Annotated in this window: 12 protein-coding genes; 10 read left to right on the top strand and 2 right to left on the bottom strand. The window is 52.1% G+C overall.

Annotation, left to right across the window (positions count from 1 at the left end):
* Positions 1-170: 170 nt before the first annotated feature.
* The 8 genes from Q334_RS0110250 to smrA all read left to right on the top strand — a co-directional run bounded on the left by Q334_RS0110250 (position 171) and on the right by smrA (position 7,743).
* On the top strand, positions 171-1,109 hold the full coding sequence (locus Q334_RS0110250) for a choline ABC transporter substrate-binding protein (RefSeq protein ID WP_027313127.1): 939 nt from the start codon (positions 171-173) through the stop codon (positions 1,107-1,109).
* A gap of 27 nt (positions 1,110-1,136) precedes the next feature.
* Positions 1,137-1,982: a choline ABC transporter permease subunit gene (gene choW, locus Q334_RS0110255; RefSeq protein WP_027313128.1), complete on the top strand. Its 846-nt coding sequence runs from the start codon at positions 1,137-1,139 to the stop codon at positions 1,980-1,982.
* 2 nt (positions 1,983-1,984) lie between these two features.
* A complete protein-coding gene (gene choV, locus Q334_RS0110260; protein WP_027313129.1) occupies positions 1,985-3,190 on the top strand; it encodes a choline ABC transporter ATP-binding protein in 1,206 nt (401 codons plus the stop codon).
* A 97-nt stretch (positions 3,191-3,287) separates the two neighbouring features.
* Positions 3,288-4,031 carry a TerC family protein gene (locus Q334_RS0110265; protein ID WP_027313130.1) on the top strand — a complete coding sequence of 248 codons (744 nt, stop codon included), beginning with the start codon at positions 3,288-3,290 and terminating at the stop codon, positions 4,029-4,031.
* A gap of 170 nt (positions 4,032-4,201) precedes the next feature.
* Positions 4,202-6,004 (top strand): ABC transporter ATP-binding protein, encoded by a 1,803-nt coding sequence (locus Q334_RS0110270; protein ID WP_027313131.1) that lies wholly within the window; start codon positions 4,202-4,204, stop codon positions 6,002-6,004.
* A gap of 320 nt (positions 6,005-6,324) precedes the next feature.
* Positions 6,325-6,792: an outer membrane lipoprotein gene (locus Q334_RS0110275; RefSeq protein ID WP_027313132.1), complete on the top strand. Its 468-nt coding sequence runs from the start codon at positions 6,325-6,327 to the stop codon at positions 6,790-6,792.
* Between the two features lie 63 nt (positions 6,793-6,855).
* The gene (locus Q334_RS0110280) at positions 6,856-7,158 is read left to right on the top strand and encodes an MTH1187 family thiamine-binding protein (protein ID WP_027313133.1); all 303 of its coding nucleotides are present in this window, start codon (positions 6,856-6,858) and stop codon (positions 7,156-7,158) included.
* A 3-nt stretch (positions 7,159-7,161) separates the two neighbouring features.
* On the top strand, positions 7,162-7,743 hold the full coding sequence (gene smrA, locus Q334_RS0110285) for a DNA endonuclease SmrA (protein WP_281173003.1): 582 nt from the start codon (positions 7,162-7,164) through the stop codon (positions 7,741-7,743).
* 18 nt (positions 7,744-7,761) lie between these two features.
* On the opposite strand, the gene Q334_RS18765 is transcribed toward smrA, so the two are convergent.
* Positions 7,762-8,253 carry an aminoacyl-tRNA deacylase gene (locus tag Q334_RS18765; RefSeq protein WP_035461311.1) on the bottom strand — a complete coding sequence of 164 codons (492 nt, stop codon included), beginning with the start codon at positions 8,251-8,253 and terminating at the stop codon, positions 7,762-7,764.
* A 120-nt stretch (positions 8,254-8,373) separates the two neighbouring features.
* Between Q334_RS18765 and Q334_RS0110295 the strand changes: the two genes are divergently transcribed.
* Both Q334_RS0110295 and mtgA read left to right on the top strand, forming a co-directional pair.
* Positions 8,374-8,781, top strand: a complete 408-nt coding sequence (locus Q334_RS0110295) for a VOC family protein (RefSeq protein ID WP_035461457.1) — start codon at positions 8,374-8,376, stop codon at positions 8,779-8,781.
* Between the two features lie 9 nt (positions 8,782-8,790).
* Positions 8,791-9,498, top strand: coding sequence for a monofunctional biosynthetic peptidoglycan transglycosylase (mtgA, locus tag Q334_RS0110300; RefSeq protein ID WP_027313136.1), 708 nt, complete (start codon positions 8,791-8,793; stop codon positions 9,496-9,498).
* A gap of 5 nt (positions 9,499-9,503) precedes the next feature.
* Here mtgA and Q334_RS20035 read toward each other — a convergent pair whose 3' ends face one another.
* Positions 9,504-12,308 (bottom strand): cache domain-containing protein, encoded by a 2,805-nt coding sequence (locus tag Q334_RS20035; protein ID WP_051527708.1) that lies wholly within the window; start codon positions 12,306-12,308, stop codon positions 9,504-9,506.
* Positions 12,309-12,327 lie beyond the last annotated feature (19 nt).

Below are 12,327 nucleotides of genomic sequence, written 5' to 3' on the forward strand. Positions count from 1 at the left end.
TGAGTATGTGCATTGCGTCGGAGTTGCCCTCCGACGTCTTGTGATGAGGAGAAAGTAGGCTGGGCTTTGGCCCTTTCGATACCCCCGCAATGCGGAGGGGGACTCTGCAAAGGCAGGTCGCCTTTTCAGAGGCTCCAGGGGTGGAACGACAACAAAAGGAAAGTACTTCTATGCAAAAGACAATGAAAACCCTCGCGTTAGCCTTAACTTGCTCCATGGCGAGCTCTGTTGCTTTGGCTGATTCCTGTGACAAAGTCCGTTTCGCGGATGTGGGTTGGACGGATATTACCGCCACCACTGCGTTAACCTCTGAAGTACTGGCCGGGCTGGGTTATCAAACCAGCGTACAGTTGTTGTCGGTTCCTGTGACCTACACCTCCCTGGCGAATAAAGATATTGATGTTTTCTTGGGTAACTGGATGCCCACGATGGAGGCGGATATCGCCAAATATCGTGAGGAGGGGAGCGTTGAAGTCTTGCGCGCTAACCTGGAAGGGGCGAAATACACCCTGGCGGTGCCCAAATATGCTTACGATGGTGGTCTAAAAAGCTTTGCAGATATTGCCAAATATGCGGATCAGCTAAACGGTAAAATCTACGGTATTGAGCCTGGTAATGATGGTAACCGCCTGATTCAGGACATGATTGATCAGGATGCTTTTGGCATGAAAGGTTTTAGCCTGGTGGAGTCCAGTGAGGCAGGCATGATGTCTCAAGTCGCCCGGGCGATTCAGCGTGAGCAGTGGGTGGTCTTCTTGGGATGGGAGCCGCATCCTATGAACGCCAACTTTGAACTGGCTTATTTGGATGGGGGGGATGACTTCTTTGGTCCCAACTATGGCGGTGCCACGGTATATACCAACGTACGCAAGGGTTACACCACTGAGTGTGCGAATGTTGGCAAACTGCTGACCAACCTGGAATTCAGCCTGAAGATGGAAAACGAGGTGATGGGAGCCATTCTGGATCGTAACGAGCGTCCTGACATGGCGGCACAGATGTGGCTGCAGCAAAACCCACAAGTACTGGATAAGTGGCTGGATGGGGTGCAAACCCGTGATGGTCAGCCTGGCCTGGATGCGGTGAAAACCTACTTGGGTCTTCAGTAATTGAGCTTAGCAGTAGAGGTGCTCCCTATGGACTGGCTAACAGACCATAAACTTCCCCTGGGCCGCTGGATGGAGGCCGTAGTTAACTGGCTGATCAGTAATGGTGCAGGTTTTTTTGATGCCATTGCTTGGCTGCTGGAGAGTTCTATTCTGGCAGTGGTAGGGGTGTTAGGGATGATCCCCCCTTTGGCCCTCATTGCCGCCATCGGGGTGTTGGCTTGGTGGTTGCAACGGCGTTGGCTGTTGGTTGGCTTCGTAGTGAGTGCCCTGCTGCTGATACTCAATCTCGGTTATTGGCGTGAGATGCTCGATACCCTGGTATTGGTATTAACCGCCACTTTCTGGTGTGTACTGATTGGTATTCCGCTAGGGATTGCCGCTGCACACCGTCCCTGGTTGTATCAATTTATGCGTCCGGTGTTAGACCTGATGCAAACGATTCCGACTTTTGTGTATTTGATCCCAACCCTGATTCTGTTTGGTTTAGGTGTGGTGCCGGGATTGATCTCTACCGTGGTCTTTGCCATTCCAGCCCCGATCCGGTTGACTTATCTGGGTATCAGTAAGGTGCCACAGGAGCTGTTGGAGGCGGGACGTGCCTTTGGTGCAACACCGCGGAAGCTACTGTTCAAAGTAGAGTTGCCAGCGGCAATGCCAAGCATCACGGCGGGCATCACTCAGTGCATCATGCTGTCACTATCCATGGTGGTGATCGCTGCATTGGTTGGTGCTGATGGTTTGGGTAAGCCGGTCATTCGTGCGCTGAATACGGTCAACATTGCGCAAGGTTTTGAAGCAGGTTTGGCCATCGTTTTAGTGGCGATCATGCTGGATCGTCTGTGCCGTCGCCCTGGTAGTACTGAGGAGGCCTAAGCATGGTTGCCAGTGTAGAAGTAAAAAATCTGGATGTGGTTTTTGGACGTCATCAGGCAGAAACCCTGAGCCTGATGGATAAAGGTATGAGTCGTGACCAGATTCGTGATCATAACGGTGATGTAGTGGGTGTGCAAAATGCCAACATCAGCGTGCAGTCTGGGGAAATTTGCGTGCTGATGGGGTTGTCGGGCTCAGGTAAGTCCAGCCTGTTGCGCACGGTTAATGGTCTAAACAAGGTGGCACGTGGCAATCTCTGGGTACAGGATGGCGAGCGTCGTGTTGATGTGGCGAATTGCGATGAAGCCACCTTGCGTCATCTGCGTACTAAGCGGGTGTCGATGGTGTTTCAGAAGTTTGCCCTGATGCCCTGGTTGACGGTGGCGGAAAACGTGGCTTTTGGCCTGGAAATGCAGGGAGTGAGCCGCAAAATTTGGCAAAAGCAAGTGCAGGAAAAGCTAGAGCTGGTTGGTCTGTATGAGTGGCGTAATCTAAAACCGGATGAATTGTCTGGCGGGATGCAGCAGCGTGTTGGTTTGGCCCGGGCTTTTGCCATGGATACCGACATTCTGTTGATGGATGAACCCTTCTCGGCACTTGATCCCTTGATTCGTACCCAATTGCAGGATGAGCTCATTCAACTGCAACAACGTTTGCACAAGACGATTCTGTTCGTTAGTCACGATTTGGATGAAGCGCTGAAGATAGGGAGCAATATTGCCATCATGGAGTCGGCGCGGATTATTCAGTACGGTTCGCCTGAACAGATTGTGCTGAACCCTGCCAATGCCTATGTAGAAAACTTTGTTGCTCATACCAATCCGTTGCATGTGCTAACGGGTAAAAGCCTGATGCAACCTTTGCAGAGTTTGGCATTTGAACATGGTGTTTATCGTTTGGATGGACGTCATGGCTTGAGTGCGGATAGTCATGGAGCGGTTACTGGCTTACAAGTACAGGGGCAAGTACATCACTTTACGCTGTGGCAACCGGGCAAAGATCTGAGTCAGGTTGAAGCTGGTATGGCGATTCTGGCGCCCCTCGATATTCCGATGCGCGATGCCATGGAGCTGCGCTATCGCACGGGGTTACCCGTTTGTCTGAGTGATCAGGGGCGCTGTGTTGGTGTCTTGAATGATGAAGACTTCTATGAGGCACTGCTGGGAAAGCATTTTCAGGCTAGTCAAGCCGCTGAGCATGCCGCTTAAATAGCGAGCTTTATTTGGCCTTTGAGTGACGCCGGCCCTCCGCTAAGATGGGGGGCGGCGTTTTTATAAGGTCAATAATTGGCTAATAGGTGGGGCTATGTTCGAATGGATTGCGGATCCCCAGGCGTGGATCTCTCTGCTGACATTAACGATGCTAGAGATCGTTCTGGGCATTGATAACATTATTTTTATCTCCATTCTGGTGGCACGGGTGCCGCCAGAGCGCCGTCAGCAAGCGCGAGTGCTGGGGCTTGGCTTAGCAATGGGGACTCGCATTCTGTTACTGCTGTCACTCAGTTGGGTGATGGGTTTGACGGCGCCATGGTTTACTGTGCTGGCGCAGGAAATCTCCGGGCGCGATGTAATTTTAATTTTGGGAGGATTGTTCCTGATCTGGAAAAGTACCCATGAGATTCATGGTGCTTTGGAAGGGGGAGGGGATAGCAATCAAACCTCAGTGCGCTCTGCCACCTTCATGAGTGTGCTGATTCAGATCGCCATTATCGATATCGTTTTCTCGCTGGACTCGGTGATCACTGCGGTGGGATTGGCTGATCATGTCCCTGTCATGGTGTTAGCCATCATTATCGCGGTACTGGTAATGATGTTGGCGGCGAAAAGTATTGGTGATTTTGTCGATGCCCATCCCACAGTCAAAATGTTGGCGCTAAGCTTTTTAATACTGGTGGGTATGGCGCTCTTGGCTGAAGGCTTCGATGTTCATATTCCTAAAGGCTACATCTACTTTGCGATGGCCTTCAGCGTGGTGGTGGAGTTGCTGAACCTGCGTCTGCGCAAGGCTAAAGAGCCGGTGAAGTTACATAAAGAGCAGCCGGAATAAATCTTAAGCTGATCTCTCGTCATCGTTATCCCCATCCGTTCTGTTATTAGGTTGTGATCGGGTGGGGATAGTGCTTTTCGGCCCTATAAAGGTAAAGACAGGGCTCCCAATCTTAGACAATGCCCTAAGCTAGGCAGCCTAATGTTTTCTGACTGTGCAAAGGTGTTGTTGTGTCGAATCCCCCTTCCCGTTATGACCAGCACTTTATCAAGGATGCGTTGCGTCAGCATAAGCCCAAGTTATGGCGGGCACATCTGATAGCCCTGTTCACGACGCTGTGCGCCATCCCCATTCCGTTGTTATTACCATTGTTGGTGGATGAAGTGCTGCTACAGCAACCCGGTGCGGTAGTGGCCTGGGTTAATGCTTGGGCGCCTGTGAGTTGGCAGCAGCCAGTGGGTTATGTGGTTTTGATTTCTGTTGTGACAGTGATATTGCGTTTGCTCGCCGTCGTGCTGGGAGTGTGGCAAGGGCGTGAGTTTACCCAGATATCCAAACAAATTACCTACCGTATGCGTGAGGGGGTGCTGCGTCAGTTGCAGCGTCTGTCAATGCGGGAGTATGAAACCCTGGGCAGTGGAGCGGTAGCATCACGCTTAGTGGTGGATATGGACACGGTTGATACGTTTTTGGGTAGTACAGTGAGTCGCCTACTGATAGCCAGTTTGTCGGTGCTGGGTGCCAGTTTGATTTTGCTGGTTATGCATTGGCAGCTGGCGCTCTTTATCCTGTTTCTGAACCCCATTGTGGTGTACTTCACCATGGTGCTGGGTAAGCGGGTAAAAGAGTTAAAGCGCAATGAAAACCGAGCTTACGAGTTGTTTCAGGGAGCCTTAACAGAGACGCTGGAAGCCATTCAGCAAATTCGCGCCAGTAATCGGGATGAACACTATATTAGCCGCTTATTGCAGATGGCACGCCAGGTGCGGGATGACTCCAGTGCTTACGCCTGGAAGAGCGATGCCGCCAGCAAGCTCAGTTTTGTGGTGTTCCTGATCGGGTTTGACTTGTTTCGGGCACTGGCGATGTTCATGGTGCTTTTTGCCGGGCTGAGTATTGGCGAGATGTTTGCTGTGTTTGGCTATCTCTGGTTCATGATGGGTCCGGTGCAGGAGGTGCTCAATATCCAATACGCTTATTTTGGTGCTAAGGCCGCATTACAGCGCATTAATAGTTTGATGGCGTTGGAGGTAGAGCCTGATTACCCTCCACAGCAGGATCCGTTTCAGGGGCGGCGTTCAGTCAGTGTGCGGGTGGACAATCTGCATTTTTCCTATGCTGGAGGGGAGCCTGTGTTAAAAGGCGTCAGCTTGGCGTTGCAGGCGGGGGAAAAGGTGGCGTTAGTCGGAGCCAGTGGTGGGGGGAAATCCACCTTGGTGCAGATGTTGCTCGGGCTTTATCCGGCAGATGAGGGACGAATTGAATACCAAGGCGTAGCACTGCAGCAAATCGGTCTTAATCGGGTGCGGGAAAAGGTCGTGACGGTGTTGCAACAGCCTGCACTGTTTAACGGTACGATTCGCGATAACCTCTGCATGGGGCGTGAGTATAACGAAGAGGCATTGTGGCAGGCGTTAACCGTGGCTCAACTAGCGGATTATGTAAAAGGGTTGGAGCAGCGGTTGGATACCCTGGTAGGGCGTCAAGGCATTCGCCTGTCCGGTGGTCAGCGCCAACGTCTGGCGATTGCCAGAATGGTGTTGGCGGACCCTAGCGTGGTGATTCTGGATGAGGCCACCTCCGCACTGGATGCGCAAACTGAATATGACTTGCATCAGGCGCTTAATAGCTTTTTGGCTGGACGAACGACTCTAATTATTGCCCACCGTTTAAGTGCAGTGAAACAGGCTGATCGAGTCTATGTGTTTGAAGATGGCCACATTATTGAGCAGGGTGGACATGAGCAGTTGCTGCAAGCAAAAGGGCTCTATGCGCGTTTATATGGCGAGCTACAAAGTTTGGAAGGGAAGTGATGAAAGGGAAGATTAACGCCGGACTGAGACAATCCGGCGGGGCGTCTATCACTTGATGTCGACACGCGAAGAACGCGAACCTGACTCCGGTGAAAATGAAGCCCAGTCCTAGGGTCGTATAAAGTGTGCTGATTGGCAAGGCTTTTTTCATGCTTCACGGCAAGCTTGCGCAGGTAGCAAGCCGTAACATCGCAGCATAGGGACAGTTACGCGACTTAGGTATAATGGGGCTAGTCAGGCTGGAGTCTGTGGGTCCCAGTCTAGATGGCCCGGCGACCGCCGGGGGAGATTGAGAACTTCAAGGAATGCTGAGGTGAGCCATGTTGAATAAAGTTCTGCTTTCTGTATTCACCGCCAGTGCGCTATTGCTCAGTGGCTGTGCCTCAACCCTGACAGGGGATACCTATAGCCGTAGTGAAGCGCGTCGGATGCAAACGGTGCAGTTCGGAACGGTAACCGATACCCGCTTAGTCAAAATTGAGGGTAATCAGAGTGGCCTGGGGGCTGTACCAGGGGCTGTGGTTGGGGGGATTGCTGGTAGCACCATCGGTGGTGGTCGTGGCCAGGGAATTGCCACCGTATTGGGCGCTGTGGGTGGTGCGATTGCTGGCTCTGCGATTGAAAAGCAAGTCACAACCGCTCAGGGGGTTAGCCTGACCATTCGCCTGGACAGTGGTCAGCATGTTTCCGTAGTACAGGAAATAGGTCCTAATGATCGTTTTCAAGTCGGTGATCGGGTACAGGTGTTGACAGGGCCTGATGGTAGCGCCCGCGCTAACCGTATTTGAGCATAGTGAAAAATCATTGGCGGTGAGTTCGCTTTAAGCTCACTGCCGTTGAAGGAGATAGTCATGCAAGTGATGGTTGATCTCTGTGTGATTCCGTTAGGAGTCGGGGTGTCGGTATCTGAGCATGTGGCAGCCTGCCAACGTGTTTTGGCGGAGGTAGGATTGCAACATCAGATGCATGCTTATGGCACCAATATTGAAGGAGAGTGGGATGAGGTGATGGCGGCGGTGAAACGTTGCCATGAAGTGGTGCATGCGATGGGGGCGCCACGTATCTCGACGACCATGAAGCTCGGTACCCGAACAGATCGCCAGCAGAGCATGGCAGATAAAATTCAGAGTGTTGAGCAAAAGCTGCGAGGGTAGTGGGTGGCTAGACAAGGGCAAATCGAGCCAAATTTTGCAGACCTGATGCAGGATGTTCAGCCGCTGAAAACCAAGGAGAAGGTGTGGCAGCATGCGCCGGTCGAGCAAGGGCCAGGTGTTGAGCAGCGTCGTTTGGCGGCACAGGCAGCATTGCAGCAGGAGTTGGATGAGGAGTTTGTTGAACTGCTTGATCCGTATGATGAGCTGAGTTTTAAACGGCCAGGTATTCAACAAGGGGTGTATCGTCAATTGCGACAGGGAAAATATCCCTATGAGGCCCGTCTTGATCTATATCGCATGTCGATTGCAGACGCTCGCCGTGAAGTAAAGCGCTTTTTGGACGATTGCCTTAAGTATGAAATCCGTTCTGTGCTGATCGCCTTCGGTCGTGGCACGACCCCAGAGTCTCCTGCGGTTTGGCTGAAGAGCTATGTGGCGAAGTGGTTAGCGGCGCGCACGGAAGTTCAGGCCTATCACAGTGCGATTCACCCCCATGGTGGCTTGGGGGCGGTGTATGTGCTGTTACGCAAAAGTGAACAGGCCCGTTTGCATACCCTCGAGCGGCACCAGCGACGTTTAGGCTAGCGTCGCTGGTGCAAAAGATTAGAGATAATTGACAAAAACAGGTGAGTAGTCGCTGATTTTGAAATGCGGCAGATTACCCATCAACTGCATAAATTGATCATGAGTCAGATGGATTAATGACTGGTGATCTCCGCCTTCAATGTAAATGTCTTTCTCAAACTCTAAGCTGTCATCCCAAATGACCGAGAGGCCATAGGCTTGTCCGATTGCGGGGACGGCCCCTCTAACACAGTCTGGAAATAAATGGTCAAACTCATAGTCCCGCGCCAAATGAAAATGGCGTTGGGTCATCTCGTTTAGCCAACTAAATTTGAGTCGATTATGGCTGGGAATAACGACCATAATCATGCCCCGTTCATCTTCAGCAATAATGGCTTTGGTGACATCCTGCGGGGGGAGTTTGGTGGCGTAAGCGGTTTCCAGGGCGTGTTCGGTATAGCGGTGGGTCAGGGTGTCGATCGGAATGTGGTTATCAGTTAGAAAGGATTTTAGCGTGTTGGCGATACTCATGCTGCTCTCCATCGGTAGCTGCTGCTAGGCCTTTTCGGCATAATGCTGAGGCTTCACCACCCCAGAGGATGGGGTTAAATGTTCTGTGGAGCTGGTGATGAATCAAACCAAGAGGTGGGTATGACAGAAACTGTGCAAACGCCGCCATTTCGAGTGCAGAGCTTGGATCATCTGGTCTTGACGGTTCGTGATGTTGGCGCCTCACTCGATTTTTATGTTCGCTATTTGGGGATGCGCGCGGAGCGCTTTCAAGGAGAGCGTTGGGCGCTATTTTTTGGTTCGCAGAAGTTTAATGTGCATGTGACGGGTGCAGAGTTCGCTCCCCACGCACAGCTCCCTCAACCCGGGAGTCAGGATTTTTGTCTGTTGATTGATCAACCGGTGGCGGAGGTGGCGGCTTGGCTAAAACAACAAGGCGTGCCGATTGAGCAGGGACCTGTTGAGCGTACCGGTGCCTGTCAGCGTTTGCTATCCATTTATCTACGGGATCCTGATGGCAATTTGGTTGAGCTCAGCAACCCCCTTTGAGGTGTTAGCTTGAAATTACTGATGCGTATGCGACGCTCCTGGAAGGCTTGGCTATTGGCTCTACTGCTTTCGCCATTTGCATTAATTGTGTTGGGGCGCTGGATTGATCCCCCGCTCACCGCTTTTATGATGCAGCGCTATGTGCAGGCGTGGAGTGAAGGGCAGTGGCAATTTCGCATTCGTCACCAGTGGTATGACTGGGAGGAGTTGTCTCCTCATCTGGCTGTAGCGGTCATCGCTGCAGAAGATCAACGTTTTGCCGAGCACTGGGGATTTGATGTGCAGCAAATGCAGGCGGCTTGGCAGGATTGGCGTGCGGGAGAGCGCTTACGTGGTGCCAGTACGCTAAGCCAGCAATTAGCTAAAAACTTGTTCCTATGGAGTGGTCAGAGTTGGTTGCGCAAAGTGCTTGAGGTGCCTTTGACCCTGGCTATTGAGCTGACTTGGAGCAAGGGACGCATTCTTGAGGTTTATCTTAATGTGGTGGAGTTTGGCGATGGGGTGTACGGAGTCGGAGCCGCGAGTCAGTACTTTTATCGGCAATCTCCTGCTCAGCTCAGTCGTGCGCAAGCAGCACGCTTGGCTGCTGTCCTGCCTAATCCTAAGCGCTTTAAGGTTCAGGCGCCGAGCGCTTATGTATTAAAGCGGCAAACTTGGATTCAGCGGCAAATGGCTAACTTGGGCGGTACCAGCCTGCATGCTCAGCTAGCTCCGTAAATTTCCTATCTGGCCAGCTCATCCAGGGCTTGAAACAGGGCTTCGGCATCCAAGGGTTTGGTTAGGTGCGCACACATGCCGCTGGCTAACGACAGGGCACGGTCTTCTTCGCGGGCATGGGCGGTCATGGCCAGCACGGGGGGAGTTTTTTCCATCCAGCGTTGGTGTAACTGCCGGCTGGCTTCCAGGCCATCCATGATTGGCATCTGAATATCCATCAGAATGGCTTGGAAAAACTCGGGGCCATGTTGTTCTACCAGTTGCAGTGCCTCTTCACCATGGTTGGCTAGATTGACGATGCAGCCTGCCTTCTTGAGTAGGCTTTTAGCCACCATTTGATTCACTTTGTTATCTTCCACCAGCAGGATATGCATGTTTTGCAGGCGTGGGTAGAGACCTACCAGGGCGGTTAAATCGGCCTTATCCTTTTCAACAATAGGGAGGCGGGCAGGGTCGGCATCTGCAATAGGAAGTTGCAGGTAAACGGCAAAAATGCTGCCCACTCCGGGAGTGCTGCTGACATAGAGGTGGCCATTCATCAGGCTGCATAGTTGCGCTGCGATGCTTAGGCCTAGGCCTGTTCCACCGTAATGGCGTGTGATGCTGGAGTCAGCTTGCCTGAAAGGCGAGAAAATTTCGCCCAGTTTGTCCGCATCAATCCCAGCACCTGTATCTGAGACTAAAATGCGTAAATGCTGGCGGTGGTAGCTAAGGGAGACCTGGATTTTCCCCTTGGCGGTAAACTTAATCGCATTGCCGACGAGGTTAGTCAGTATTTGGCCGATGCGAGTGGGGTCGCCAAGCAATAAAGTCGGCAGGTCATTGGCCATTTGAATGCTGAGTTCAAGGCGACCAGTTTGGGTGTGGTGCTTAAAGAGAGCTTCAATCTGGTTGGTTAGGGTGTTGGGTGGAAAGGGGATCTGCTCCAGGCTCATTCTGCCGGATTCCATCTTGGCCATATCCAATACATTATTGAGCAGGGCTAAAAGTGAGTTGCTGGCACTGCGAATATGCTCCATGTATTCCTTTTGCAACGGATTCTCAGCCTGCTGCTGGGCAAGATAACTCATCCCCATAATGGCATTGAGGGGGGTGCGAATTTCATGGGACATATTGGCCAGAAATTCGGACTTGATCAGGTTGGCGCGGTCGGCCTTATCTTTCGCCTGAATGAGCGCGAGTTCCATCTCTTTGCGCTCGCTGATATCCATGGCGGAACCGCGAAAACCAAGTAGGTGGCCCTGGTCATCGTAAATGGCATGGCCACTGAGCTCTTGCCAGATAATCTGGTTGGCGCGCAGGCTGCGAATGGTGATCGTTTCAAAGGTATTGTGGCGTTCACGCAGGCGCTGGAACCATTCCTGTAAAACGGGTTGGTCTTCTTCTATTGCCATTTCCAGAAAGGATAGGCCTTCCAGGTGACTCAACGGGCGTTTGTAGATGCGTACAGCGCGACGGCTGAGATAGCTAAAGCGTAAGTCAGTATCAACCTGCCACAGATATTGGCCTGCAACATAGATAATGTCGCTCATGCGTTGTTCATTTTCCCGCAGCAGGCTTTCGGTATCTTGGCGCATTTTCAGCACTTCGTTGGCGGCCTTGGAAAGGTCTTTGAGTTCTTCGAAGTGCAGGGCGTCACTGTCGATCAGGACGTTCTCTTGTTTGGCTTTGTGGAAGAAGTTAAGGAAGGTGTCGATGCTTTGGCGTAACCGCCGAGTAATCGCCAGAAAAGCTAGAATGACGACGGAGAAGATGCTGAGCAAGATGATCACGATGGTGATGGCATCGCGGCGAATCTGTTCATCGAGCTCTTGTCGAAGAGTCTTTACTTGCGCCTCGACCGTATCGGTAAAGGTGCCAGAGCCAATCATCCAGCCCCAGGTGGGTACCCCTTTTATAAAGCTCATCTTGGGCCGGTATTGATCAGAGGTTTGATCGCGCCAGGTGTAATAAATAAAGCCACCCTCAGGGCGGTTATTGGCAATTTCCTGCTGCATCCTAACAACGGGGCGGCCTTCAGGATCCTGCACGTCGCCGGCGTAAATCGGAAAATCTAATAATTTGCCAGAGCGCACCAGAGCATATCCATCGGTGCGGTTGACAAAAATATAGTCATTGTCGCCATAGCGGATGCGGGCAATACGCTCAAGAATTTCGCGCTGTAGCTGGCTGTGCATGTCTTCCAGGTAAACGCTGGTGATGACCAGCCAGTTTAAGCTAGGGAGGTAGCGGGCATAGGCTATTTTCGGGCGAGGGCTGTCACGACTGGGGCGTGGCCAGGTATAGCGTATAAAGCGCCCTGGAGTGCGGAGGGCATCAAGGTTTTTTAACTGCGTATACAGCAGTTTTGCTTCAGCTTGGAGGCTATTGTCCGCTGTGCTGAGAAGCTGCCCGGTGGGGCTGATGATCAGGTTGTAACCCAGCTCATCGTCATACTGCAGGGAGCTTAAAGTATGCAGGGCTAGCTGGATGGCATCCTCGCTGGCGAGGGAGGAGCGACTCAGGCGGAAGCCAAGCTGATAAGCCTGATTATTACGCTGGAATAGTAATTCTTCAGTGCGGCGGTTGATCTGCTGAATTTGATACTCGACCTGCTGGGCAACCTGTTCAACCTGATAGCGAATATCTTGTTGGGTTTTTTCGATAAAGCTTTCACGCAGATTGGCCGCTTGCGCCTCAAAGCTCTCATAGCGCTGCATAAACCAGAGATAGCCTATCAGGCAGACTGCCAGTAACACCACCGCAAGAGTGGTGATAAAGGTGAGACTGTGCAGCTGCCTGAATGGGCGGGGAAGGCTCCAGGGGCGCATATCACGTCCAGCTAGGCTG

The organism is Balneatrix alpica DSM 16621, assembly GCF_000619885.1.
In the GTDB taxonomy this organism is placed as follows: Bacteria; Pseudomonadota; Gammaproteobacteria; order Pseudomonadales; family Balneatricaceae; genus Balneatrix; species Balneatrix alpica.

Bases quoted from the DNA above. Each gene is read 5' to 3' on its own strand.
- Q334_RS0110295 (WP_035461457.1), top strand. From the start codon at position 8,374: ATGACAGAAACTGTGCAAACGCCGCCATTTCGAGTGCAGAGCTTGGAT.
- Q334_RS0110280 (WP_027313133.1), top strand. From the start codon at position 6,856: ATGCAAGTGATGGTTGATCTCTGTGTGATTCCGTTAGGAGTCGGGGTG.
- Q334_RS18765 (WP_035461311.1), bottom strand. From the start codon at position 8,253: ATGAGTATCGCCAACACGCTAAAATCCTTTCTAACTGATAACCACATT.
- Q334_RS0110265 (WP_027313130.1), top strand. From the start codon at position 3,288: ATGTTCGAATGGATTGCGGATCCCCAGGCGTGGATCTCTCTGCTGACA.
- choW (WP_027313128.1), top strand. From the start codon at position 1,137: ATGGACTGGCTAACAGACCATAAACTTCCCCTGGGCCGCTGGATGGAG.
- choV (WP_027313129.1), top strand. From the start codon at position 1,985: ATGGTTGCCAGTGTAGAAGTAAAAAATCTGGATGTGGTTTTTGGACGT.
- Q334_RS0110250 (WP_027313127.1), top strand. From the start codon at position 171: ATGCAAAAGACAATGAAAACCCTCGCGTTAGCCTTAACTTGCTCCATG.
- Q334_RS20035 (WP_051527708.1), bottom strand. From the start codon at position 12,308: ATGCGCCCCTGGAGCCTTCCCCGCCCATTCAGGCAGCTGCACAGTCTC.
- Q334_RS0110275 (WP_027313132.1), top strand. From the start codon at position 6,325: ATGTTGAATAAAGTTCTGCTTTCTGTATTCACCGCCAGTGCGCTATTG.